The 24,881-nt window shown below is 67.9% G+C and carries 22 protein-coding genes and 1 pseudogene; 13 read left to right on the top strand and 10 right to left on the bottom strand.

Features of this window, described 5'->3' with window-relative positions:
- Nucleotides 1-25 precede the first annotated feature (25 nt).
- Nucleotides 26-721 (bottom strand): ABC transporter ATP-binding protein, encoded by a 696-nt coding sequence (locus SNAS_RS10340; RefSeq protein WP_013017362.1) that lies wholly within the window; start codon nt 719-721, stop codon nt 26-28.
- 2 nt (nt 722-723) lie between these two features.
- A complete protein-coding gene (locus SNAS_RS10335) occupies nt 724-2,118 on the bottom strand; it encodes an ABC transporter permease (protein WP_013017361.1) in 1,395 nt (464 codons plus the stop codon).
- A gap of 152 nt (nt 2,119-2,270) precedes the next feature.
- Here SNAS_RS10335 and SNAS_RS10330 point away from each other — a divergent pair, with 152 nt between their 5' ends.
- Genes SNAS_RS10330 through SNAS_RS10320 form a run of 3 tightly spaced genes read left to right on the top strand, consistent with a single transcriptional unit; the run spans nt 2,271 to nt 5,239 of the window.
- Nucleotides 2,271-3,041 (top strand): response regulator transcription factor, encoded by a 771-nt coding sequence (locus SNAS_RS10330; protein WP_013017360.1) that lies wholly within the window; start codon nt 2,271-2,273, stop codon nt 3,039-3,041.
- 3 nt (nt 3,042-3,044) lie between these two features.
- Nucleotides 3,045-4,478 (top strand): sensor histidine kinase, encoded by a 1,434-nt coding sequence (locus tag SNAS_RS10325; protein WP_013017359.1) that lies wholly within the window; start codon nt 3,045-3,047, stop codon nt 4,476-4,478.
- Nucleotides 4,479-4,510: 32 nt separating this feature from the next.
- The gene (locus SNAS_RS10320; protein ID WP_013017358.1) at nt 4,511-5,239 is read left to right on the top strand and encodes a hypothetical protein; all 729 of its coding nucleotides are present in this window, start codon (nt 4,511-4,513) and stop codon (nt 5,237-5,239) included.
- Nucleotide 5,240: 1 nt separating this feature from the next.
- Here the strand turns inward: SNAS_RS10320 and SNAS_RS33950 are convergent, their stop codons facing one another.
- Nucleotides 5,241-5,414 (bottom strand): DUF397 domain-containing protein, encoded by a 174-nt coding sequence (locus SNAS_RS33950; protein ID WP_013017357.1) that lies wholly within the window; start codon nt 5,412-5,414, stop codon nt 5,241-5,243.
- The gene (locus tag SNAS_RS10315; protein WP_013017356.1) at nt 5,411-6,232 is read right to left on the bottom strand and encodes a helix-turn-helix domain-containing protein; all 822 of its coding nucleotides are present in this window, start codon (nt 6,230-6,232) and stop codon (nt 5,411-5,413) included. Before SNAS_RS10315 ends, SNAS_RS33950 begins: the two co-directional genes overlap by 4 nt.
- A gap of 193 nt (nt 6,233-6,425) precedes the next feature.
- Here SNAS_RS10315 and SNAS_RS10310 point away from each other — a divergent pair, with 193 nt between their 5' ends.
- The 5 genes and pseudogenes from SNAS_RS10310 (at nt 6,426) to SNAS_RS10290 (ending at nt 9,408) form a co-directional block, all read left to right on the top strand.
- Nucleotides 6,426-6,662, top strand: coding sequence for a hypothetical protein (locus tag SNAS_RS10310; RefSeq protein ID WP_013017355.1), 237 nt, complete (start codon nt 6,426-6,428; stop codon nt 6,660-6,662).
- Nucleotides 6,663-6,917: 255 nt separating this feature from the next.
- Nucleotides 6,918-7,115, top strand: coding sequence for a DUF397 domain-containing protein (locus SNAS_RS35085; RefSeq protein WP_013017354.1), 198 nt, complete (start codon nt 6,918-6,920; stop codon nt 7,113-7,115).
- A 299-nt stretch (nt 7,116-7,414) separates the two neighbouring features.
- Nucleotides 7,415-7,609: pseudogene (locus SNAS_RS36620) on the top strand (response regulator transcription factor); the annotation flags it as partial.
- A 37-nt stretch (nt 7,610-7,646) separates the two neighbouring features.
- A complete protein-coding gene (locus tag SNAS_RS10295) occupies nt 7,647-8,015 on the top strand; it encodes a nuclear transport factor 2 family protein (protein ID WP_013017352.1) in 369 nt (122 codons plus the stop codon).
- The gene (locus SNAS_RS10290; RefSeq protein ID WP_013017351.1) at nt 8,008-9,408 is read left to right on the top strand and encodes a hypothetical protein; all 1,401 of its coding nucleotides are present in this window, start codon (nt 8,008-8,010) and stop codon (nt 9,406-9,408) included. Before SNAS_RS10295 ends, SNAS_RS10290 begins: the two co-directional genes overlap by 8 nt.
- A gap of 66 nt (nt 9,409-9,474) precedes the next feature.
- Here the strand turns inward: SNAS_RS10290 and SNAS_RS10285 are convergent, their stop codons facing one another.
- From SNAS_RS10285 to SNAS_RS10275, 3 genes are all read right to left on the bottom strand, one after another.
- The gene (locus SNAS_RS10285; protein ID WP_013017350.1) at nt 9,475-10,620 is read right to left on the bottom strand and encodes an NAD(P)/FAD-dependent oxidoreductase; all 1,146 of its coding nucleotides are present in this window, start codon (nt 10,618-10,620) and stop codon (nt 9,475-9,477) included.
- A 69-nt stretch (nt 10,621-10,689) separates the two neighbouring features.
- Entirely contained in the window at nt 10,690-11,562 is an 873-nt protein-coding gene (gene sigJ / locus SNAS_RS10280; RefSeq protein WP_013017349.1) for an RNA polymerase sigma factor SigJ, read from the bottom strand.
- A gap of 10 nt (nt 11,563-11,572) precedes the next feature.
- Nucleotides 11,573-12,139: a YciI family protein gene (locus tag SNAS_RS10275; RefSeq protein WP_013017348.1), complete on the bottom strand. Its 567-nt coding sequence runs from the start codon at nt 12,137-12,139 to the stop codon at nt 11,573-11,575.
- Nucleotides 12,140-12,548: 409 nt separating this feature from the next.
- On the opposite strand from SNAS_RS10275, the gene SNAS_RS10270 reads away from it, so the two are divergent.
- Both SNAS_RS10270 and SNAS_RS10265 read left to right on the top strand, forming a co-directional pair.
- Entirely contained in the window at nt 12,549-14,276 is a 1,728-nt protein-coding gene (locus SNAS_RS10270; RefSeq protein ID WP_013017347.1) for an ABC transporter ATP-binding protein, read from the top strand.
- A complete protein-coding gene (locus SNAS_RS10265; RefSeq protein WP_013017346.1) occupies nt 14,273-16,018 on the top strand; it encodes an ABC transporter ATP-binding protein in 1,746 nt (581 codons plus the stop codon). Before SNAS_RS10270 ends, SNAS_RS10265 begins: the two co-directional genes overlap by 4 nt.
- On the opposite strand, the gene SNAS_RS10260 is transcribed toward SNAS_RS10265, so the two are convergent.
- Nucleotides 16,015-16,650, bottom strand: a complete 636-nt coding sequence (locus tag SNAS_RS10260) for an SAM-dependent methyltransferase (protein ID WP_013017345.1) — start codon at nt 16,648-16,650, stop codon at nt 16,015-16,017. The genes SNAS_RS10265 and SNAS_RS10260 overlap by 4 nt on opposite strands.
- A 102-nt stretch (nt 16,651-16,752) precedes the next feature.
- Here SNAS_RS10260 and SNAS_RS32625 point away from each other — a divergent pair, with 102 nt between their 5' ends.
- From SNAS_RS32625 to SNAS_RS10245, 3 genes are all read left to right on the top strand, one after another.
- Nucleotides 16,753-18,264, top strand: a complete 1,512-nt coding sequence (locus SNAS_RS32625; RefSeq protein WP_013017344.1) for a serine/threonine-protein kinase — start codon at nt 16,753-16,755, stop codon at nt 18,262-18,264.
- Nucleotides 18,265-18,418: 154 nt separating this feature from the next.
- On the top strand, nt 18,419-18,736 hold the full coding sequence (locus tag SNAS_RS10250) for a hypothetical protein (RefSeq protein WP_144300453.1): 318 nt from the start codon (nt 18,419-18,421) through the stop codon (nt 18,734-18,736).
- 506 nt (nt 18,737-19,242) lie between these two features.
- Entirely contained in the window at nt 19,243-20,760 is a 1,518-nt protein-coding gene (locus tag SNAS_RS10245; protein WP_013017342.1) for a serine/threonine protein kinase, read from the top strand.
- A gap of 135 nt (nt 20,761-20,895) precedes the next feature.
- Here the strand turns inward: SNAS_RS10245 and SNAS_RS10240 are convergent, their stop codons facing one another.
- The gene (locus SNAS_RS10240) at nt 20,896-24,270 is read right to left on the bottom strand and encodes a GH92 family glycosyl hydrolase (protein WP_013017341.1); all 3,375 of its coding nucleotides are present in this window, start codon (nt 24,268-24,270) and stop codon (nt 20,896-20,898) included.
- Between the two features lie 115 nt (nt 24,271-24,385).
- Nucleotides 24,386-24,838, bottom strand: coding sequence for a MarR family winged helix-turn-helix transcriptional regulator (locus SNAS_RS10235; RefSeq protein WP_013017340.1), 453 nt, complete (start codon nt 24,836-24,838; stop codon nt 24,386-24,388).
- Between the last annotated feature and the right edge of the window lie 43 nt (nt 24,839-24,881).

Below are 24,881 nucleotides of genomic sequence, written 5' to 3'. Positions count from 1 at the left end.
TGATGCCGCGACGGTGCGCGGCCGGTTAGTCCTCCTCGTCGGGGTCGGGGTCGCCGTCGACGATGCGGCCGTCTTGCATGGACAGGGTCATGTCGGTGTCCGCCGCTACCGAGCGGTCGTGGGTGACGACTACTACCGTGGTTCCCTCTGATCGCGACAGTTCTTTGAGGAGGCGGACGATGCGTCTGCCGTTGCGGCTGTCGAGGTTGCCCGTGGGTTCGTCCGCGAGGATGAGTTCCGGGGAGTTGGCTAGTGCTCGGGCTATGGACACCCGTTGTTGTTCGCCCCCGGAGAGTTTGCCGGGGCGTCTGCCGGGTTTGGAGCCGGTGATGCCGACTTGTTTGAGGAGTTCGGCGGCTCGGTGGCGGCGGGCTTTGGCTCGTAGGCCCGCGAATTCGAGTGGGAGCATGACGTTTTCGAGTGCGGTGAGGTTGGGGACCAGGTAGTACTGCTGGAACACGAAGCCGATGCGGCTGCGGCGGTAGGCGACCTGTTTGCGCGCCGAGAGTTTGGTGATCTCGACGTCGCCCACGCGGATGCTGCCGTCGCTGGGGGCGTCGAGGGCTCCCAGGAGGGACAGCAGGGTGCTCTTGCCGCTGCCGCTGCTTCCGACGATGGAGGCGAAGCGGCCGTTGGGGATGTCGAAGCTGACGCCGTCGACCGCGGCCACGGTGCCGCCGCTGGACTTGAAGTGTTTGGTGACGTCGTTGACCTGCAACATGTCTATTCTCCTCGCAGTACTTCGGCCGGACGGACGCGTGCGATCAGGTAGGCGGGGACGGCGCTGCCGAGGATGGCGATGCCCAGGGCGACGAGTAGACCCAGTCCCAGGGTGTCCCAGCCGATTCCGGCGGCTACGTCGCCGATGAGGTCGGCGGCGCTTTGGGAGGATTCGGGGCCGCCCGGGCCCGCTTTGACGATGCCGGGGCCGCCGTTGGTGAGTTTGTCGGACTCGGCTTCGGACGGGGTGTTGGAGGAGACCAGGACGTCGGATATGACGTTCGAGGAGGCCGCCGCGACGCCCAGGCCGAGGACGGTTCCCAGGACCACGAGGGTTACCGCTTCGGTGACGAACTGGCCGATGACGCCTCGGTTGGTGCCGCCGATGGCTTTGAGTACCCCGACTTCCTTGCGGCGTTCGCGGACGGTCATGGTGAGGGTGAAGAAGACGATGACCGCGGCGCACATGAGGGAGACCAGGAATCCGATCCACGAGATCTGTTTGACGGACTCCAGACCCGAGACGGCCTGCATGGCGCTGTCGGAGCTGGAGCGGACCTCGACGGTCGAGCCGAGTTCCTCGCCGATCGCTTCGGTGACCGCTTCGAGGTTCTCGGCGTCGTCGACCTCTATGGTGAAGCCGGAGTAGCCGTCCTCTTCGGAGAGTTCTTGGACGGTTGCGGCGAGCATGGTGACGCCGATGCTGTCGTACTCGCCGGTTTTAGCGATGCCGACGACGGTGAACTCCTCGTCGAAGGCGGTGAAGGTGTCGCCCACGTCGAGGCCGTTCTTCTCGGCCACCTTGTCGCTGACGAGGGCGCCCCGGGTGTCGCCGTCGCTGAGTTGTTCGCCGTCGGTGAGGGTGAAGGGTTTGCCGTCCGCGTCCACATTGTTGGTTACGCCGTTGAGTGGGACCGGGAACTTGGCGCCTTCGGGGGCGCCGACGTCGTCGGCGTCGATCGGGGATTCCAGGTCGGTCTCGCCGGTGACGCCGCCGGGGCCGCCCATCCGGGTGATGGGTCCCTTGCCGCCGGATTCCTCGGACTCGTCCGTGGGGGTTTCCAGCATGCCGGTCAGGGTCGCGGAGACCGAGTCGACGTGGTCGAGGTCGCGGACCGCCTCCAGTTGTTCCTCGGTCAGCAGGGTCGACTCGTCCTCTGCGGAGTCCTCCTCGGAGGACTTGTCGTCCTGCTGGCCCGGTTTGGGTTCGAAAGCGGGGTTGGCGGTGATGGTGGTGTCCATGTCATCGCGCAACGCGGTCAGTTTCGCGTCCACGGCCCGGTTGGCGATCAACATGGACAGTGTCAGCCCGATGGCCACTGCCAAGACCAGACAGACCGCGGCGGTCCTGATCTTGTTTCTTAGGGCGTTCTTGACGCCCCGGATGGCAACACTCATGCACAATCCTCAAGATTGTCGAGATGGAATGAAACGTTCAACCGGCGCCGGTGCCTACACCCAAACACCTCGAAACGCCGTTTGACAGTTCTCGGAGCCGGTTCCCAACCAACTCCCACCTTCGGCCCAGCCACCCCTCAACTACGCGGTGCATGCTCGAGATCGTGAGAGCTCTTCCCGCCTTCTCCGCCGACGCTTCGGGCCAGCCGGGCGTGGCGCGACGTGGTGACGGCAGCCCGGCCCGGCTGCTGGTCGTCGAGGACGAATCGCTGTTGGCCGACATGCTGCTGGACGCGCTGTCGTTCGCCGGGTACGAGGTTCACGTGTGCCGCAGCGGGGTGCAGGCCATGGCCGCGGTCGAGGAGCGGCGGCCCGACATCGTGCTGCTGGACGTGAACATGCCCGATTTCGATGGGTTCACCGTCGCGGCGAGGCTGCGGGCGGCTTCGGATCTGACGCCGATCATCTTCCTGACCGCCCGCGACACCGCGCAGGACCTGCGGCGCGGGTACCTGTCCGGGGGCGACGACTACCTCACCAAACCGTTCCGGTTGGAGGAGCTGCGGCTGCGCATCGAGGCGGTGTTGCGGCGCACTTTGGACGGTCGTGATGCCGAGACGACGCGGTTCGAGGTCGGCGATCTGGTGCTGGAGACCCGGGCGCACCAGGTGTGGCGGGCGGGCGAGGAGATCGAGTTGTCGGCCACAGAGTTTCGGCTGCTGACGCAGTTGATCCGCAACGTCGACAAGGTGCTGTCCCGCGCGGACCTGCTGCGGCAGGTGTGGGGCATGGAATTCGACAGCGACACGTCCCTTGTAGAGACTTATATCTCGTACCTGCGCCGGAAGCTGGACAACCGGGAACCGCGGCTGATCCGCACGGTGCGCGGAGTCGGGTACGTGTTGCGACGACCTAGGGAGTGATGAATGTCGATCAAGGCTCGGTTGCTCGTCGCGACCGCGGCGCTGCTGGGTTCGGCGACCGTGGTCATCGGTGTGGTGGCCATCGGGGCGGTCACCACCACCATGACCGACCGGGTGGACTCCCAACTGCGCAAGTACCCGCAGCAGACCCCGCCCGACGGCCCGGCCGACGCCCCGCCCGGGGTCGCCGCCACCGCCGAGCGGTCCGACGACAGGTTCCAGCTCTACCAGTCGGTCGCGATGTTGTTCGTGGACAGTAAGGGCACCGTGGTCCGCTCCCACCCGGCCGGGTTCGGCGACGATCCGCTGCCCTTGCCGAAGCTGCCGTCCTCGCTGCCCGACGCGGGCCAGATCGAGACGGCCACCTCTCAGGACGGTTCCACCGACTACCGGATCACCATCGCCGGACGGTTCGAGATGTACCAGGGTGGGAAACCTGAGGTGTTTCGCATCGTGGCCGCCGCGCCGTTGACCGAGGTGGTCGCGGTGCGGAACCAGCTGGTCACCACGATGATCATCACGGTCGCGGTCGTGTTGACCCTGGCGCTCGTCGCGGGCTGGCGAATCACCCGACGCGGGCTCAAACCCGTGGACGACATGGCCGACACCGCCGAGGCGATCGCCGCCGGGAACCTGAGACGCCGCGCCAAGGACACCGGCAAGTCCTCCGAACTGGGGCGGCTGGCCCGATCGCTCAACACCATGGTCTCCAAGCTGGTCAACGCGATCAGCGACCGGGAGGCCGAGCAGGCCCGGCTGCGGCGGTTCATCGCCGACGCCTCGCACGAGCTGCGGACTCCACTGGCGACGGTCGGCGGTTACGCCGAACTGTACGAGTCCGGCGGCACCCCGCCCGGACCGCCGCTGGACCGCGCGATGCACCGCATCCGCGCCGAGAACCAGCGGATGGCGCGGCTGGTCGACGACCTGCTGCTGCTGGCCCGGCTCGACCAGCGCGCCGTGGACTCCCGCGAGCGCTTCGACCTGTGCCGCATGGTGATCGACTGTGTCGACGACTCGGGCGCGATCGCGCCCGACCGGACCATCACCGTCGAGGCGGGTGACGCGGTGATGGTGCTCGGCGACGAGTCCCGGCTGCGCCAGGTCGCGACCAACCTGCTGGCCAACGCGAGGCAACACACGCCCGAGGGCACCCCGATCGATGTCACGGTGGCCGCCGTGGACGGCACCGCGATCTTCTCGGTCACCGACCACGGGCCCGGGATCCCGTCAGAGCACCGGGATCGGGTCTTCGACCGGCTCTACCGGATCGACCCGTCCCGCTCGCGGGCCACCGGCGGCTCCGGCCTCGGACTGTCCATAGTCGCGTCGATCGTGGCCTCACACCACGGCATCGTCCAGCTGGAGAGCGAACCCGGCGAGGGCACGACGGTGCGGGTCGAGCTGCCGGTCGCCCAACCGCCGCGCGGCGACTGAACCAGGGGTGCGCCTCCGGTACGGTTCGCGGCATGAGTGACGGGTTCGACGTGGCCGAGGCTGTCGGCGGCGGGATCGTGGACCGGCAGCGGGCTTGGGCGTTCGTTCGCGACTTCGCGTCCGCTTGGGGCGCACCGCTTTCCGACGCCGACGCGACCCCGGCGGCGGAGCTGGCGCGAGCCGAGGCGGCGCTTGGCTTGCGGTTTCCGGCGGCGCTTCGTGAGGCGCACGCGCTGTTTGGTGCGCGGTTGGATCTGGTCTCGAATCTGGATCCGTTGTTGACGCCCGACGAGGTGTTCGTGCATGACGGGCTCGGCGGTGTTCTGGTGTATCGCAGTGAGAACCAGGGTTGCGCGTTTTGGGGTGTGCGCCTTGAGGATCTGCATCTGGACGATCCGCCGGTGTTCGTCGAGGCGCGGCACGGTTGGGTGCGGTTCATGGACCGGCTGTCGGTGGCGATCGTGGAGCTGGTGTTGAGCGAGGCGCTGATCGGCGATGGGCGTTTGTGTGACGCGTCTGAGCTGTCGGCGGACCTGGTTGGTGTTGCGGGGGAACGCTTTCGACGGGTCGCGTTGCCTGATTACCCGATGTGGACGGGTGCTGAGGACTATCCGGTGCGGTGGTTCTCCGCTCCGGGGAAGCTGCTGCGGCAGGACGGCCTTGGCGTCGGCTGTGTGCTGCACGTCCGGGGGCGGACCCGGGGTGATCTTGAGGCTATTTGTCAGACCATCCCCGGGCAGTGGCGTTGGGGTGTTGGTTGAGTTAGCGGCGGACCAGGTTCAGGAAGCCCCGCCAGTCGGCCTTGGTCATGTCAAGGATCTCGGAGGACTCGCCAAGTTTGCTGTCACGGAGTTCGAAGCGGCTTGCCATGGTCCGGGCTTCCACACAGTTGCCCTGTTCGGGGGCACTGCGGCTGGATCTACGCCATCTGCTCATTTGACAAACTCCTCAAGTGGTTTGGTAAGGGTATCGGTCTCAAAGAAGTCTCCTCGATACAACGCCACCACCATAGGGCTAGAGACATAGCGACCTCCATCGCGGGATTCCAGGAATACGACATCCGGCTCGGTGTTGTCGAAGGCGAGGACCATGTAGGCCCCGGGCATCGAAGGATGCGGCCCTGCCGCCAGAGGCAGCACGGAGATGTCCACGAACGGAAGCTGGTTTACTTCCCGGAGATAGGCTATCTGTGCTTCCATGACTTCTGGGCAGCCAATCTCCCGCATGAGGACAGGCTCATTCAAGATCACGCGTACTCGGGGCGGTATCTCTTTTTGCTTCATGCGTTCCCAGCGTGCAAGTCGCTCCTCCAGCACCTTCTCGCCCCACTCCGGCTGCTCCAGCAGTAGCCGCTCTTGAGCTTGGTTAGCCCTTAGGTAATCAGCGGTCTGAAATAGGCCCGTCATGTACTCAGATTCGTAGATCAACAACTCCTTGGCGCGTTGCTCCATGCTGTGCAACTTAAATGGGAACTTCGGCACGCCGTCTCTGGACGTTTCCAGCCAGCCGTCTTTCTGTCGACTGTCCGCCAATGCGATGAGTTCGTGCTCCAACTCCTGCGACGCCCCGTACGTGCTACATAGACCCCGTATGTCCATGATTGACAGTCGCGTGGCGCTTTCCTCGATCGCGTTGAGCTTGTCTCGCGAGACACCCAGCTCGGTCGCGGCACGGTTCTTCGTCCAGTCGCGCTTGTCACGAAGCTGCTTAAACGTGTCGCCGAGAAGACGGCGTGGAAACGGTATATCACTCATCGCCTCATTATGCAGATGACCACCGACAGTAACCGGCCCAAGAGAGCCGATCTGGGGGTGTAGATTTCCGGCACCCTAAATCGGCAACAGCCCAGCTCCCAGAGCCTCTACCTCGGCAAACACTACATGTGCGTCGGTCTTCACTTAGCGCTATTTCTGGCTTAGCTTCGATGTCAGAAAGGTGGGGATCCCGATGAGCAAGAAGCACACGGACCAAGAGATTCACGAATTCGCGGCCACGCTGTCTGTCGACGAGAAACAACGGCTCGTCAAGGGTTGCTCCAAAAAACTGATTAAGTGCAACCTCCAAGCCTGGTACGAATGCGTTTCGCACGGCCGCTATTGGGATAACAAGCTCGACGGTTGCACCCGCCCGTTCCAAGGCATATTGGAATCTCGCAATCTCCCCACCGAGATGAGGCAATCATGAGCCTCACCGAATCCGACGTCCTGGCCCGCAATGCGGAGTACACGATGGACTGTCACAGCAGAGTCGACTCCGAGGGCTATTGCACCGGCTGCCGCACCTACCACGGCAGGTTGGAGCAACCCGGACCCCAAGGCTGCTACTTCTACCGCCTCGCCAACGAGGTCTACCTCAAACACGGCCCCCACCAACCACCACCCACCCCACCGATGCGACCCACGCCCATCGAACAGCGTGGGCGATTGAAAGGAGATACCCATGAAAACCGGAATCAAACTCACCGACGGCTGGACGAAGAGCTCGCACTCCGGACACGCCGGAGCCTGCGTGATCGCCCGGATCAAGCACAACCAGTGGCAGTTCGGGGACTCCAAGTACGGCCGTCTGTATAACGGCCCCACACCGATCCTGACCGCCGACGCCGCGCTGATCAACTCGATCAAGAACGGGCTGTAGGACTTTCCCGGGTACACCCGCGCCGCCTCGCCTGCGTAGACCCCCGCTTCGTGGGCGAGGCGGCCCTCCACCCAAGGAGCCAACCAATGTCCACAATCGCCACACCCGACCTGCGCAATCCCGTCATCGCCTGGGAAGTCATCGCCCGCTCCGCGGTCCACATCGTCCGCGAAGCCCGAGCCAGCCGACGCCTGGAACCACTGACCATCGACGGGCGCATGCTGCTGACCGCTGTGACCGCGTTGGGCATCGACCTCGACGTCCCCAAAACCGTCTCCGTGCCCGCCAGCCTGCGACGCGGCCTGTCCCAACGCGAAACCCAAGTCCTGCTGGGCATCGCGGGCGGCAAATCCAACGCCGAGATCGGCCGCGAACTGTTCATCACCGAAGACACCGTCAAAACCCACGCCCGACGCATGTACCGCAAACTCGGCGCCCGCGACCGAGCCCACGCCGTCGCCGAAGCATTCCGCACCGGAATCCTGCGCGCTTAGCCTGCGTATCGTCGTTCCACGTCTCTAAGATGCATCCATGAGTTTCGATTCAAAGGCGCTGGATGCCCATATCGCGCTGTTCAACAAGGCCGTGACCAGCGGCGACTTCAGCGCGTTCACGGCGTCGTTCGCCCCCGACGCCGTCATGAAGTTCGCGGGCGTGCCCGCCGGTCCCTACCTGGGGCGCGACGCCATCGCCAGCGCGTACGCCGAGAACCCGCCCGACGACACCATGACCGTCCTGTCCCACGACTGGGACGGGGACAGGTTGATCGCTCGGTTCAAGTGGGATTCGGGCGGCATGGGACAGTTGTCGCTCCGCTGGCGGGAGAACCTGGTGACACAGCTGTTCATCGCGTTCGACCCGCATCCGTTGCCGCAGGAGAAGGAGCCCACTGGTGAGTGACGACGGCAATCGGTCGAACCCCTGGCACTGGTACGAGCACGAGGTCGGGTTGGTCGGGGAGACCGCGCGCGCTTGCGCTCGCGCCCTGGCCGCGTTTTTGATCGGGCTGGGATGTTCGTTCGTGATGATCCTGGGCGTGGGGATTCTGGCCGAAGAGGACCTGCTCGGCGATCCCGGTCTTGAGGAGGCCATCGATCACCTCAGCCGCTTGGGCCTGGGTGTTTTGATGGCGTTCGCCCTGGTGGCGTGGGGTGCGTCGGCGGTGGCGGGGTTCGCGCGGGAGGTGACCACGTCCCGGGCGCTGGTCAAGGCCGCCGCGCGGGGTGCGTCGCGATATGACGTGCCGTCGCCGGAGCAGGTCGAGTCCGTCACGCGCGCGCCCGCGCAGCATCTGACGTTCTTCGGGTGGGTGAACGCCGCCGTCGCGGGCCTGGTGGCGGTGATCGGGTTGATCGTCGTGGTGGGCGAGGGCAACGAGACCGAGGGCCTGCCCATCTTCTGGTACTCGCTCAGCTACGCCGTGGTCATGGCGGCGGTGGCGTTCGCCGGTCGCATGTGGCTGGATCCGGCGCAGGAACGGCGTCGCAAGCTCATCGCCGCGCACTGGAGCGTGGAGGACGAGGGGAAGGCCTGGCGTCCCGCGCTTCGAGCAAACAAGAAGGGCTCGGGGAAGAAGTCGCTGTTCGGGTCTTCGATCGCCGGGCGGTTCATCTACGCGGCGGCCGGTCTGTGGCTGCTGAGCTTCGTCGTGTTGCAGGCGGCGTTGGTGATGCGCTGCGGGAAGGTGCCGGGGCGTGGGAACACCGAGTGCGAGGAGATCACGTACTCGTCGTTCATCGAGCAGATCCTCGCCGCGGGGTTCTGGATCTTCGTGGTTCTGCTTCCGTTGGCGGCGATCCTCGCGGTGACGGGAGTGCTGCTGGACTGGAAGCAGCGGCGAAGCGAGCGCGCCGAGTTGCGCGCGATGCTGGAGAACCCGCACTCGCCTCGCCCGGCCGAGCACCTGCTGGGCTATCACGCGCGGCGGCGCATGCACCCGCTGGCGCTCGTCACGGCGGCGATGTCGGGGACGGGGTTGGTGTTCAGTACGGCTGCCTACCTGCTCGGCCTGGGTTGGGGCCTGGGGTCGCAGGACGTGTTCGCTGGCTTCCGTACTGAGGCGGTCATCGCGATGGGCATCTCGGTGGGGTTGTTCGTCGCGGCGCTGCTGGGCACGGGCATCGCCAACGTGCGCGGCCGGGAACTGCGCAACGCTCTCATGCTGCGCTGGCCCACACCGCCGTCGTGGTCGGCGGGCAAGGACGGAAAGGTGCCGCGTGCCAAGCGCGGCCCCGCGCTGCACGGCTCGCGCGATGTGAAGGTCGGGCGGCACGCGAACTCGGACCAGAACTAGCCGGGCCAGCACGGAGAGGCGCTCGCGGCGGTCCTGTGAGGACCGCCGCGTCGTGGGTCACTCGGTCTAAGTGCGCTCCGCGTCGTCCCGGGGGAAGAACGGCAGCGGTGTGTGGATCCGGTCGGCCGCCGCGAGGATCTTGGTGGCGTCGTCGACCGGCGGGTGGATGTACTGGTTGATCTTCTTCTTGATGCTCGCGCCGTCGGCGCCCGTGGCCATCACCCTGCGGTCCCAGCCTCGGGTGAAGACTCCGCCCGCGCCGCCCAGGTCGAGGCAGGTGACGTAGGGCGCGGGTGTGAAGTCACGCGGGGGCAGTCCCAGCAGGTCGGCCGCCGCGTTGTACCCGGCGACCTTTCCCAGCGGGGTGGCGTGCTGGCAGGACTGCATGACGACGTGGTCGCCCTCGACCCGTGCCGCCGCCGTGTCCCCGGCGGCGAACACCTCGGGCAGCGCGCGCAGCCACCGGTCCACCGGTACCCGGCCGAGCGGGTCAAGGTCGTCCGAGACGTGGCGGGTGAGTTCGCTGGCCCGCAGCCCCACCGACCAGACCACCGCGTCGGTCTCGCCCCGGCTGCCGTCGGACAGGACGGTGTAGCCGTCGCCGACCTCGGTGACCGTCGTGGACAGACGGCATTCGATGTTCAGCTTGTCCAGTGCCGCTTCGATTTCGGCTCGCGGGCCGGGGCCGAGCTGGTCACCGACGACGTCGGAGCGGTCGACCAGCAGTACCCGGCCCCGGGCGGCCAGTTCGGTCGCGGCTTCGAGTCCGACGAACCCGGCGCCGACGACCACGGCGGTGAAGTCCTCGCGGCCGCGCAGGTGGTCGGTGAGGCGCCGGGCCCCGTCGAGGGTGTCGATGTCGAAGAGTCGTTCGGCGCCGGGCAGGCCCGCGGGTGTGACGAGTTTGCTGCCCGCCGCCAGCACCAGCCGGTCGTAGCCGATCTCGGTGCCGTCGGCGACCACCACGCGGCGGTCGGTGTCGATGGAGCTCACCCAGGCGCGCCGGTGTTCGACGCCGATCGGGGCGAGGATGCGGCGCAGTTCGACCTTGGCGAGATCGGGCTCGGGTTCGTACAGGCGCGGGCGCAGCACCAGGTGCTCGTTCGGCGCGATCAAGGTGATGCTCAGGTCCGCGTCGCCGCGCGCCAGTGCCGCGCCGGCGGCGCTCCACACGCCCGCGAAACCGCCTCCGATGATGACAACGTGTGCCATGGGAATCGTCCTCTCTCAGCTTCGCCCTCCGGGAAGTCGGAGGGTCCGCAGGGAGACAAGACAGCGGCCTCAGTTGTGACCGATATGCGCGAACTTCTCAGGATTGGCGAGTCGGCGGAACGCGGTGATGCGGCCGTCGGAGGTCTCGACGGTGTCGACCCAGACCAGCCTGTCGTCCCGGTAGCTGGCCAGGGCGGGCTGACCGTTGACCTCGATGATCCGGAACGCGTCGGGGCGCATCATTCCGGCCACGCGGATCGTCAACCGGGCGATCGCCTCGGCGCCCACGACCGGCCTGCGCGCGGCGCGGACCTTGTCGCCGCCGTCGCCGACATAGACCGCGTCGGGGTCGAGCAGTGTGACCAGGGCGGTCAGGTCACCGGCGTCGGTGGCGGCCTTGAAGGCGCGCAGGACGCGTTCGGTCTCGGCCTTGGACGCCCGGGGCCGTTCCTTGGCCTCGGCGACCCGGGCCCGGGCGCGGGAGGCGAGCTTGCGGCTGGCGGCGGGCGTGCCGCCGAGCACCTCGGCGATTCGTCCGAACGGGAAGTCGAAGACGTCGTGCAGTACCAGCGCGACCCGTTCGGCGGGCGACAGCTTCTCCATGACCACCAGCATCGCGGTGCTCACCGACTCGTCCAGGAGTACCCGGTCGGCGGCGTCGGGTCCGGTCAGCAGCGGCTCAGGCAGCCAGGGGCCCACATAGGACTCCCGTCGGACGCGCGCCGACTTCAGCAGGTTGTACGACGTCCGGGCGGCAACGGTCACGAGCCAGGCTCGCAGGTCCCGTACCCCGGACAGATCGCTGGTGTCGGCGCGCAGCCACACCTCCTGGGTCACGTCCTCGGCATCGGTCACCGTGCCGAGGATGCGGTAGGCGGCCCCGAAGACCGCCGAGCGATGCGACTCCCAGTCGGCCTCCGCCAGCGAGCCGGTGAGCGTCATCGCGGGTTCCTCATCGACGGCCGCCTCGGCACCAGCGGGTGACGGCCAGCGGCACGGCCTCGCCCGCGAACCGGTCCGCGAGCGGCCGGGCGATCGCCTCGGCTTCGTCCGGCATCGCCGTGACCACCGCGACGAAGCCGATCGTGTGGGACTGGTCGTCGTCGACGAGCAGCGCGACGAAGTCCAGCCGCGCGTCGGTGTCGGCGCCGAGCGTCGGGGCGTTGTGGGGCTTGGGTTCCCAGCGGCCGACGAGCAAGGCGTTGGGGGCCTCTCCCGATCGTGAGGCCGCCGATGGTTCGCGGTCGAGCAGTACGGCGGCGCGTTCCGTCGTGATGTCCTCGTAGAGCCCGGCTTGCCAGAACGGTTCCTCGTCGCCGAAGCGGTCGGCGGCGGCGCGGTCGTCCAGATCGACGATGTGGACACTGCCGGTGTGTTCCTCGCCGTCGTCGGACAGCGTGGGACCGCGAAGGATGAGCCGCTCGTCGAAGCGGTCCATGTACGACCAGTGCTCCTCGACCAGCTTGTCCAGTTCGGCTCCGACGCCCGGTTTGTCCTTGGCGTGAACGTAAAACGGCATGCGGCGAACCTAGCAGGGGACGGAAAAAATTAGGCCCGCCCCGGCGGCACGGGGGAACGGCCGGGGCGGGGGGCGCGGATCGCGTCACTGTAAAACTGTCCGCGCGGGTGGCTCGTCATCCGGGGCACGGGAAGACCCGGGCGAGCCGTCACACCATGGTGAAGTGCCGATATTAGCCGGTGTTCGCAAGACTGTCTATACGTGAACTAGTAAGCGTGACGGTTTCATTTTCCTGTAATCGTTGGTAACCATCGCAACCAGCGGTTTTCGATGACCGGATACGGACGACAGTGATTGTCATCGCCGTTTGTTACGCAGTCATTGTCATCGCCGTTTGTTGCGCAGTCATTGTCGTCACCGTTTATTGAGTTGCCAATTGTCGTGTGACCTCAATAGCGTCAATGGCGTTATGCGTCTGCTGAAACCACTGCCCATGCCCGACCCCGGCGAACCCGACGCCCGGTCGGCGGCTAGTTATCTCCTTTGGATCCTGAGCAAGCAGTGGAAGACGCTCGTGGTCGCGGGAATGTTCGGAACCGGATGGATGGCGTGCATCGGCGCGCTGCCCGGCGCGATCGGTTACGGGATCGATCAGGGTGTGCGGACCAAGGACACCACCGCGCTGCTGCTGTGGGCCGGGGTGATCGTCACGCTGGCCGCCCTGATGGCCGTGCTGGGGATCATCCGACATCGGTTGGCGGTCTTCAACTTCCTGGTGGGCGCCTACCGGACCGTGCAGCTGACCACCCGACACGCCACCCGGGTGGGGGCCGCGCTGCCGCGCCGTATCGCCACCGGCGAGGTGGTCTCGGTGGGCAGCGCCGACCCGGCGTCGATCGGGATGGCGCTGGACGTGCTGGGCCGCACCACGGGGTCGGTCGTCACCTTCGTGGCCGTGGCGGTGATCCTGTTGACGATCTCGGTACCGCTCGGGCTGGTGATCCTGCTGGGGTTGCCGTTGCAGGCGCTGGTGATCGGGCCGCTGCTGAAACCGTTGCAGCGCCGCGAACACGCGTACCGGGAACAGCAGGGGCTGTTGACGTCGCGCGCCAACGACATCGTCGCGGGACTGCGGGTGCTGCGCGGCATCGGCGGCGAGGAGCTGTTCGCGCACCGCTATACCGAACGGTCGCAGGAGGTGCGGCGGTTCGGGATGAAGGTCGCCGCCGCCGGTGCCGTCATGAAGGGCCTGCAGATGCTGCTGCCGGGCCTGCTGCTGGTCGCCGTGACCTGGATCGGCGCCCGGGCCGCGGTTTCGGGCTCGATCACGCCGGGGCAGCTGATCGCCGTGTTCGGGTACACGACGTTCCTGCTGATGCCGATGTCGACTTTCCTTGAGACGGCGCGCAAGTACACCACCGCGCACGCCGCGGCCAAACGGATCGTGGCGTTCCTGGCGGTGGAGCCGGGCGTCGACGACGAGGGCGACAAGGACGCGCCGCGAAGCTTCGACGTCCTCGAGGAACCGGAGTCGGGACTGCGGGTGGAGTCGGGGAAGCTGACCGCCGTCGCCTGCGCCGATCCGGAGCAGGCCGCGGTGCTGGGCGACCGGCTGGGCCGCTACCGCGACTCGGACGCCCATGTGGACGGTCTGTTGCTGCGGGACATCCGGCTGGACGAGCTGCGGCAGCTGGTTCTGGTGTCCGACAACGATTCGATGTTCTTCGAGGGGAAGCTGCGCGCCGGGTTGGACGTCGCGGCGGGAGCCGACGACGAGACGGTGCTGCGGGCGGTGCGCACGGCCGTGGCCGGTGACGCCGTCGACAGCGTCGGCGGCCTGGACGGGCACGTCGACGCCGAGGCGCGCAACGTGTCCGGCGGTCAGCGGCAGCGGCTGCGACTGGTGCGGGCGCTGTTGACCGACGCGCCGGTGCTGGTGCTGGTCGAACCGACCTCGGCGGTGGACGCGCACACCGAGGCGCTGATCGCCGAGCGGCTGCGCGAGCACCGCGAGGGCGCGACCACCGTGGTCACCACGACGTCGCCGCTGATGCTGGAGCGCGCCGACACGGTGTGCTTCGTGGACGACGGCAAGGTCGTGGCCACCGGCAGTCACCGGGAACTCATGGACGGCGAGCCGCGGTACCGCGCCGTCGTCACCAGAGACGACGAGGACGAAGGGCAGGAACGACAGTGAGTGGACTGCCGGTCGCGACCTCGCGAGAGACCGCCCGCGAGGTCGGCAGCATCGCCGCCGCCTACAAGGGACAGGTCTTCTGGACGGTGGTGCTGTACACGATCGCCTCGGCGGCCGGGCTCGGCGCGCCGTGGCTGCTGGGTGAGCTCATCGACTCCCTCGACGCGGGCAACACCTCCACCGTGGACGCCATCGCGATGGCGGTGGCCGGTTTCGTGTTGACGCAGGCGTTGTTCAGCGGGATCTCGCACTACGTGTCCAGCCGGTTCGGCGAGACCGTGATGGCGAGGCTGCGCGAGGAGTTCGTCCGCCGGTCGCTGGCGCTGCCGTTGAGCACTGTGGAGCGCGCGGGTACCGGGGACCTGATGACCCGCTCCTCGCGCGACATCGCGCAGCTGGGCCAGGTGCTGCGTCGCGCCGCTCCCGAGAGCTTCGTGTGCGTGCTGACGCTCGTGCTGACCCTCGCGGCGCTGACGCTGGCCAGCCCGCTGCTGGCGCTGGTCGCGCTGGTGACGACGGTGCCGGTGCTGTGGGCGCCCGCCCGGTGGTACCTGCGCCGGGCCCGCGAGGCCTACCTGGCTGAGAACGCCACCTACAGCGAGATCGCCGAGGGGCTGGCCGCCACGGTCGAGGGTGCCAGGACCGTTGAGGCACTGCGGATCCAGCGGGACCGCATCGACAAGGGACAGGCCGTGATCGGCAAGTCCTACGGGGCCGAGCGCCGGACGCTGTTCCTGCGCAGCGTCCTGTTCCCGTCGCTGGACTTCGGCGTGACGCTGCCGGTGGCGGCGGTGCTGCTGGTCGGCGGGCTCATGTACGCCGCCGACCTGACGACGCTGGGCGCGGTGACCGCGGCGGTGCTGTACATCAACCAGGCCGGGGAACCGATGTTCATGCTGCTGGCCTGGCTGGACGAGCTCCAGACCGGCGACGCCTCGCTGGGGCGCATCATCGGCGTGGGGCCGATCAAGCAGGCCACGGTGGACGAGAAGCGGCCCGCCCCGCAGGAACACGGCGCGGCGGTGCGGGTGCGCGATGTCCGCTACGCCTACAACGAGGGGCACGACGTCCTGCACGGCGTGAGCCTCGACATCGCGCCCGGCGAGCGGCTGGCCGTCGTCGGGCCCTCGGGCGCGGGAAAGTCCACTCTGGGGCGTCTGATCGCGGGCATCGACTCCCCCGGCATGGGTTCCCTGACCGTGGCGGGGCACGACCTGCGGGACGCGACGCTTGAGGAACTGCGTCGTGAGGTGCTGCTGGTGACCCAGGAACACCACGTGTTCCTGGGTACGGTGCGGGACAACCTGGCGCTGGCCAACACGTCGGCGACCGACGAGCAGATCACCGAGGCGCTGACCGCTGTGGACGCCGACGAGTGGCTCGCCTCGCTGCCGCACGGGCTGGACACCGTCGTGGGCTCGGCCGAGCTCAAGGTCGAACCGGCTCGGGCGCAACAGATCGCGCTGGCCCGGCTGGTGCTGGCCGACCCGGACGTGCTGGTCCTGGACGAGGCCACCAGCCTGCTGGACCCCCGCGCGGCCCGCCATCTGGAGCGGCACCTCGCGACCGTCCTGTCAGGACGTACCGTGGTGGCGATCGCGCACCGGCTGCACACCGCGCACGACGCCGACCGCATAGCGGTCGTCGAGGACGGCCGCATCGCCGAGCTGGGCTCCCACGACGAGCTGGTGGCCGCTGGCGGCCACTACGCCGCCCTGTGGCGCTCCTGGCAAGGCAACTAAGCGCTCGGGGCCGGGCGGCGGCACCAGTAGGCTCTGTGGCCCTTGCTGCCCTCGGGGATGAACTCGTCCTCGACGAGGGTGAACCCGGCCTCCTTGACCCACTCGCGGTAGGTCTCGGCGCCCGGGTGGCTCCACCACATGGAGGTGCCGCTGTCGCGCCAGTTCTCGGTGATGCCCACCGACGGGGTGTTGCCCGCGATGACCAGCAGCAGCCCGCCGGGGACCAGCCATTCGCGGACCGTGGCCAGCAGCCGGCGCTGCTCCTCGGGTTCCAGATGGAAGATCATGTACAGGCACGCGATGGCCTCAAAGGACTCCGGCTCGAAGGTCGCCGTGCCCGCGTCGGCGCGGATGAACGTCGCTTCGGGCACCAGTTCGGTGGCTCGCGCGATGGCGACCTCGCTGATGTCGACGCCCGTGACCCGGTGACCCGCCACCGTCGCGTCGCGGGCCAGCGGTAGGCCGCTGCCGCAGCCCAGGTCGAGCAGGCGCGAGGCCGGAGCCAGTCGCTCCAGGAGCTTGCGGGTCATTCGGGTTTGTTGCCACGCGCCGGAACCCTCGGCGTCGTGGTGGTACGGCACCGCGTTGTAACCGCGCCGCACCAGTTCCTTGATGTCTCGGTCTTCGACCACGACGCGGAGCCTACCCGCAGCAGGCTGGCACGTTTTCGCGATTCAAACATTGACAGCCCGGAACATACTGACTCATCGAACTTTCTATGGGGAATCATCACAATGGACAACATCAGGATCCTGGGTAACCGGTACCGGCTGGACGAACGGGTCGACGGCGGCGGCATGGGGGACGTGTGGCGGGGCCGCGACATCCGGCTGGACCGGACGGTGGCCATCAAGGTGCTGCACGCCGGGCTGTCCGGCGACCCCGCGTTCCGGGAACGGTTCCACGGCGAGGCCCGCGCGGTGGCGGCGCTGAGCGCCCCGGGCGTGGTCAACCTCTTCGACTACGGCGAGGACGCCTCGGCCGACGCCGGAGTGGTGTCGTACCTGGTGATGGAGTACGTGCCGGGCCGTTCGCTGCGCACCGTGCTGTCCGAGCGCGGCAGCCTGCGCGTCGACGAGGTGCTCGACATCGTGGCGCAGTCCGCCGAGGCCCTGGACGTCGCGCACGAGGCCGGGATCATCCACCGCGACATCAAACCCGGCAACATCCTCATCGACGCCGAGACCGGCGTGGTCAAGATCGTCGACTTCGGCATCGCCCGCACCCGGGGCCAGTCCTCGCTCACCGAGACCGGCGTGGTGATGGGCAGCGTGTGTTACGTGTCCCCCGAACAGCTCTACGGACACGAGCCCTCCGGATCGTCCGATGTGTACTCACTGGGGGTGGTGGCCTACGAGGCGCTGACCGGACGCAAGCCCTTCGCCAGCGACGTCCCCGCCACCGTCATCCACGAGCAGATCCACAAGGCCCCGCCGCCGCTGCCCGAGACCGTTCCGGCCGGGGTGCGCGAGGCGATCATGCGGGCGCTGGCCAAGGAACCGCGGCACCGCTGGCCGAACGCCGCCGCCTTCGCCGCCGCGTGCCGGGAACTCATCGGCGCCGCCGCGCCCCGCGAGGACGCCACCGTGCGCGTCGCGGCCGACGCGGTGCCCACCACGGTCATCCCGACGCCCCAGCCGACGACGGTGCGCGCCGCCGCCGGTCCCCGCCCCGTGACCCCCACGTCGGGCGCCCGCCGCAACCGCGGCGCGGTGGTCTCGCACCGCCGCTCCGGGTTGCGGCCCCGCACCCTCGTCGTCACCACGGCGATCGTGGCGCTGCTGGCGGCCGGGGGCATCGCGGCGGCCCGGCCCTGGGACGACGAGCGCAAGCGCCCGGCCGAGGGCAAGGGTTCGACCGTCGCCGACGACCGCGACGAGACCACCGCCGCTACCACCGACTCCGACAAGGCGCCGTCGCCCTCGGAGGAGCAGCCGAGTTCGCAGTCCAGCTCGCACTCGCCGTCCGAGACCCCCTCGACGTCCTCGCCCAGCGAGAAACCCGAGGAGGGCAAGGTGCCCAGCCTGATGGGCCTGAGCGAGGACGAGGCGTACGCCAAGGCCGAGGCCAAGGGCTTCACGAACGTGGCCGCCTACGAGGTCGGATCCGGCGAGTACGCGTGCACCGTCGTGGAGCAGAACCCGAGCGCGGGCTCCAGCCAGGAGCTGGACGAGGAGCTCAGCTTCGGCGTCGAATACGGCGACACCCCCGACTGCGAGACCGACTCGTCGCCGGAGCCCGAATAAGAACTCCTCGGAAGCATCGACCACCGAGGGGCGGTCGAGGCTGGAGTACAGGCTCCAGCCCTGCTCGGCGAAGCGCCGCGCCAGGTCCTCGCGGGCCTCGGCGCTGCCGACGTCGGCGCTGACGCAGTAGTTGGCCTCGGCGACGGTCAGCAGTTTGACGTTGACCAGCCGGATCGGCGACAGCGGACCGTTGATCCGCTCGGGGATCACCGAATCGGTCAGCCCCAGGATCACCGTCAGCGAACCCTTGTCGTCGATGAACTTGTCCGCGTTGGGGCCCGGCAGCTGGGCGCCGGGAAACGCGACGGTCAGCATCGAGTTGCGTTCCAGGGCGTCGGTGAAACCGAAGCCGTGCTGGGCGATCAGCCGGGAGGTGGACATGACGATGTCGCCCAGCCACGAGGTCGCCAGGCCGACGGTGTCGGTCTGCTCGAACGGGTCGGCCGAGATTCCGAAGACCTCGACGCCGTAACCGTTGGACGGCGGGGCATCCTCCCAGGCGGCGGGGTCGGCCAGGCCGTCGCTGGCGATCATGACCGACCGGCCCCGGCGGGTCACCGAGTGCGCCTGCCGCATTCCCGGCCACTCCGGTCCGCCCATGAAGGCCGGGTTGACCAGATGCGCGATCAAATGCTCGTCCACGGTCCCCCACCGGCCCCACGCCTCGCGGATCAATCGCGAGGTCGCGGCGGCGTGCACGTCCATGTCCATCTCGTTCACGCGCGAAACACTAGCAGCAGAATCGGACACTGAAATCCACATTGAGACACGCGTCAATGTCACGATGTTGTCGCGTTCACCTGAACCGGTTAACGGCGTCATCGACCCGACGGCCTATTCACTGTATGTGTTCATAACGCCACAATCGACACTGTTATCCGATTGTGTCTGACCTGCAACGTCTCCCGTAACCATCGAAGACCCATTATCGCTTCGTGGCATAATCATGCTTCGATTTTTGCTTGGGGGAATCACACCATGCGGCAAGGCCAGCGACTCAATGATCGCTATCGACTGGACGAACGCGTCGCCGCCGGGGGGATGGGCGAGGTTTGGAAGGGCTACGACGAACGGCTCAACCGGATCGTCGCGGTCAAGGTGCTGCACCACGCGTTGGCGTCCGATGTCGTGTTCCAGCACCGGTTCCACATCGAGGCGCGCGCCATCGCGGCGCTCCAGCACCCGGGCGTCGTCAACATCTACGACTTCGGTGACGAGACCGGTGAGGACGGCCAGATCGTCTACCTGGTGATGGAGTACGTCGACGGCAAGTCCCTGCAACAGATCCTCCAGGAGGGCGGCAAGCTCGACGTCGACGAGACGATGCGCGTCATCGCCGGTACCGCCGAGGCGTTGCAGGTCGCGCACCGGGCCCAGATCATCCACCGCGACATCAAGCCGGGCAACATCCTCATCAGCAAGAACGGCGCCCCGCGCATCGTCGACTTCGGGATCGCCCGCACCGCCGGGGCCGCCGGGCTCACCAACACCGGCATGGTGATGGGCACCGCCGCCTACGTCGCCCCCGAGCAGCTGCGCGGCGACGACCCCACCCCGGCCGCCGACATTTACTCGCTCGGCGTGGTGGCCTACCAGTGCCTGTCCGGCCGCAAGCCCTTCGACAGCGACGTGCCCGCGACCATCATCGCCACCGCCCTGTCCGACGAGCCGCCGCCGTTGCCGGAGGAGATTCCCGAGACCGTCGCGGCGATCGTGTTGCGCGCGCTGGCCAAGGAACCGGACGGCCGCTGGGCCAGCGCCGCCGACTTCGCCGCCGCCTGCCGCAAGCCCGACAACGCGCCGGTGTCCCCGGCACCCGCCGGTGACGCCGCGACCATGGTGACGCCCGCGTCGGCCGCCGAGGCGCCGACCGTCGTGACTCCCCCGCCGCCCGGCGACGCCGCGTCCCAGGACGCCGACAGCGTCACGCCGCCGTCGATGCGGGGTTCGGCGCCGCCGCAACATCCGGGGCAGAACGACGGGCCGCTGACGCCGGTTCCGCAGCCGAAGCCGCGCCGCAACGGGCTGCTCATCGGCATCATCGTGATCCTGGTGCTGCTGTTGCTCGGCGTCGGCGGGTACGTGGTGTACCTGAGGCCGTGGGTGCAGACGAACGTCGCGCAGCCCGGGGGCGAGGAGACGTCCGCGGTCGAGGAGGCGACCTCGGAGGAGTCGCCGTCGGAGTCGGAGTCGTCCAGTTCGCCGGAACCCACGACCTCCTCTGCGGAGCCGACGAGCGAGTCCGAGTCGCCGGAGCCGGAGACGGCGGAGATCCCTCCCGTGGACGGGCTTTCCGAGGAGGAGGCCATCCAGGTGCTCAACGGCGAGGGCTTCGAGAACATCGTGACCGAGTACGACGGCGACGGCGCCAAGGTGTGCAGCGTGGACAGTCAAGCTCCCGAGCCGTACCAGGAAGCCGAACTCACGACCGAGATCACCATCTACGTGCAGTACGTCGACGACCTGACCGACTGCCGCTACGCCGGAGCTGGCTGAGGCCCGGCGCAGCCTGGGCCGACCCAGCTCGGGCGCCATGCGGCCCGGCGCAGCCCGGGCCTACTCGGCTGTGGCGCAATGCGGCCTGGCGCAGCCTAGGCCGCCCTGGCTCGGCCCGGCTCGGGCTGAGGCCGCCTAGACCAGGAACTCCACCTCCGACAGCGCCGCCGGGTCACCAGCGGTCTCGGTCACCACGATCCGCAGCTTCTTGAAGCCGGAGTTCAGCGGCATCAGGAACGAGCGGGTCTGCTTGTCCCACTTGAAGTTCTCGCCGTCGCGGGTCTCAAGGGTCGCCCAGTTGGTGCCGTCGGCCGAGCCCTCCAGCCGCCACGCCGTCGGCGCGGACTCCTTGCTGGCCGAGGTGAGCGTGTACATGCGCGGCTCGGTCGGCTTGGACAGCGCCGCCTCGACCGTCAACTCGCCACCGTCCGAGGTAACCGCCGTCTTGGAGGAGTCGTCGAACGCCTCCGGTGTGGTGGTCGTGGCGCCCTTGGCCGCGTCCTTCAACGGGTCGGGGATCTTGTCGTCCTTGGTGATCGACGGCGGCGCCGCGCTCGGGCTCGACGCCCAGTCCGACGGCTTGGCGCCCATCGCGAAGTCCAGGGTCGCACCGCCGGTGAGCGTGTCGCTGTCGAGGTACGCCTTCTTGTGTGCCTTGCCGTTGACCTTCAGGCCCTGCACGTACACGTTCTTGGCGTTGTTGGCGGGCGCGTTGACGACGATGTCCTTGCCGTTGTCAAGGTGGACGGTCGCCTTGGTGAACAGCGGTGAGCCCAGCGCGTAGTTCTCCGAGCCCATCTGCAACGGGTAGAAGCCCAGCGCCGAGAACAGCCACCAGGCCGACATCTCGCCGTTGTCCTCGTCGCCGGGGTAGCCCTGGCCGATCTCGCTGCCCAGGTACAGCCGGGAGGTGGCCTCGCGGGTCAGCGCCTGCGTCTTCCAGGGCTGGCCGACGTAGTCGTACATCCACGGGATGTGGTGCGAGGGCTGGTTACTGTGCCCGTACATGCCCATCCGGGTGTCGCGGGCCTCGCGCATCTCGTGGATGACGCCCGGGTAGGAGCCGGGGTACTTGGCCATCTCCGGGGTGGTGAAGAACTTGTCCAGCTTGGACGCGAGTTTGTCGCGGCCGCCGTACAGGTTCGCCAGTCCCCTGCCGTCCTGCGGGACGGTGAAGGCCATGTTCCACGCGTTGGTCTCGGTGTAGTCGTGGCCCCATTCGGCCGGGTTGAACGCGCCCGGGTCCTGCACCCGCCAGTCGCCGCTTGCGTCCTTGCCCTGGAAGAAGCCGATGCGGTCGTCGAACATGTTGACGTAGTTCTGCGCCCGGTTGAGGAAGTACTCGTAGTTGGTCTTGTACTCCTCGGCGCGGGGACCGTCCTGATCGGCCTCGTACAGCTTCTTCGACATGTTCGCGATGCCGAAGTCGTTGACGTAGCCCTCAAGCGCCCAGGACATGCCCTCCCGGGTCTCGGTGGAGGTGTAACCGTCGAAGATGGACGTCTCCAGTCCCTTGCGGCCCACACCCTTCTCCGGCGGCGCGACGGTCGCGTTCTTGACCGCCGCGTCGTAGGCCGACTCGACGTCGAAGTCCTCGACGCCCTTCAGGTACGCGTCGGCGAAGGCGACGTCGGAACTGGTGCCCACCATGAGATCGGCGTAACCGGGCGAGGACCAGCGCGAGATCCAGCCGCCGTCGCGGTACTGCTGCACGAAACCGTCCATCATGTTGCCCGCGTTGTCGGAGTCGAACAACGCGTACGCGGGCCAGGTGGTTCGATAGGTGTCCCAGAATCCGTTGTTGACGAACATCTCCCCGTCCACGACGGTCGCACCCGTCTCGGTGGGGGTGTCGTTCCCGGCGGGCGGCCGGACCGGGCTGGCGTAACGGAACTTCGGCTCGCCGGGCGTGCCGACGTTCTCGTGCCCGATGTTGGGGTACAGGAACAGCCGGTACAGGTTGGAGTACAAAGTGGTCAACTGGTCCTGGCTGGCGCCCTCCACCTCGATGACGCCGAGCTTGTCGTTCCACTGGTCCTCGGCCTCGCCGCGGACCTCGTCGAAGGTCTTGCCGCCGATCTCGGACTCCATGTTCTTGCGAGCCTGCTCGACGCTCAACAGCGAGGTGCCCAGCCGCATCGTGACGGTGCGGTCGTCACCGGCGTCGAAGCGCATGTAACCGGCGACCTTCTCGCCACCGCCGCCGGAGAGCTTGTCGCCCTTGGTGGCCGCGTCGTCGAACTCGGCGTACACGAACATGCGGGTGGCGCCCGTGGACAGTCCACTCTTGACGTCGGAGTACCCGGTGACGACGCCGTCGTCAACGTTGAGGGTCAGACCGCCGTCGCCCTTGACGTTGTCGAAGATCAGGTTCGCGTTCTCGTCGGGGAAGCTGAACTGGAACAGCCCCGAATGATTGGCCGGGGCGATGTCGGTGCTCAGGCCGTTGTCGAACATGACGCCGTAGTGGTGCGGTTTGGCGATCTCCTTGTCGTGCCCGAACGGCAGTGCCCGCTTCTTGCGGTCCGCGTCGGGGGTGCCCAAGGCGGTGGAGGGCATCACCTGGAAGGTCTGCCGGTCCCCCATCCACGGACTGGGTTCGTGGCTGACCGAGAACGCCTGCAACTCGGGACGGTTGGCGGCGTTGTTGGCGCGGTGGTGCTGGTACAGCCAGCTGGTGGAACCGGCGTCGGTGACCGGGGTGTAGAAGTTGAAGCCGTGCGGAACGGCGGTGGCCGGGAAGTTGTTGCCGCGCGAGAAGTCCCCGGACGACTGGGTGCCCCTGGTGGTCAGCGCGTAGTCGGCGGGCGAGCCGTCGGGGGCCTCGGGTTCACCCACGACGCGGATGTCGTCGAAGTAGTCGGTGAAGGTCGCCGGGCCGTCGGGGTTGTCGTAGGCCAACAGGATCCGGTCGATGGTCTTACCGGCGGCCACCTCGCCCAGCGGCACGGCCTTGCGGTTCCACTGACCGGTGTAGAGCGTCTCGGACTTGCCCTGCGAGGTCGGGTCGACCTTGGCGCCGTGCTGGTCGACGGCACCCAGTTCCGACAGGTAGGTCCCGTCGGTGAAGGCCAGATCGACGGCGGCGAAGGTGCTCGGGTTGGCGGGGGCGTTCTCGACGAACTTGGGGAAGATCAGATAGGACAGTTCGCTGGTCTCGGTGACCTCGATGTCGGTGTCCAGGAGTTTGTTGTACGAGAAGCCGCGGTCACCGGAGGTGTGGTTGCCGGAGATCGACGCCGACCTGGTGCCGGTGTAGCCGACCTTGGCCTTGGCGGTGGGCGACTCGGCGGGTCCCGTATCGCGGGCGCTCTTCATGGTGCCGTCGAGGCCGCCGGTCCGGTCGTTCTCGACGGAGTTCTCCCAGTCGGGCAGCGACTGTCCGTCCTCGAAGGAGGTGTCGAAGTCGGTGCCGTCGGCCGCCGCGGCCCGGCCGGGGGGCATCAGGACCAGGGTGAGGGCGGAACAGGCCAGGACGGTGATCCATCGGGTCAATCGCTGCCGGGGCATGGGCTCGACTCTCGTGCGTGCGGACACGGGCGGATACAGCCGACCACAACGCACCAAATTTTGTCAATACCCGAATACGGATCGCGACATGAACCCTCCGTGCGTTGTCCGAAGCTCAGCCCGAGTCGCCAGACAGGTTGCGCGCCATGGCCGCCAGCTCGGCCAACAACTCGCGGCGTCGCCGTCGCGGCAGGCCGGTGACCATGCGTTCCTCGATCGCGACGACGTCGGCGCGGGCGGCGGCGAGCAGCGCCTCGCCCGCGTCGGTGAGCCGCGCGGGACGGGCGCGGCCGTACTCGGCCTCGGCGGGGCGGTCGACGTGTCCGGCCGCCAGCAGGCCGCGCAGCACCGTGTTCATGGCCTGCCGGGTCACGAAGGCGCCGCGCGCCAGCTCGGCATTGGACAGTCCCGGCGTTTCGGCCAGCAGCTCCAGACACGCGTACTGGGCGACGGACAGGCCGTGGCCGCGCAGCCGCTCGTCCATGGCGCCGTGCAATGCGGCCTGGACCTGCTTGAGGACGTAGCCCATCCGCTGTTCCAGCTGCGGGCTCTCACTCGGCTCGCTCATGTCAATAGCCTGACATGGGCGCACGCGCCAGCGCCGTCAGGCC

Source organism: Stackebrandtia nassauensis DSM 44728 (assembly GCF_000024545.1).
Classification (GTDB): domain Bacteria; phylum Actinomycetota; class Actinomycetes; order Mycobacteriales; family Micromonosporaceae; genus Stackebrandtia; species Stackebrandtia nassauensis.
This window is presented reverse-complemented; position numbering and strand designations above follow the sequence as displayed.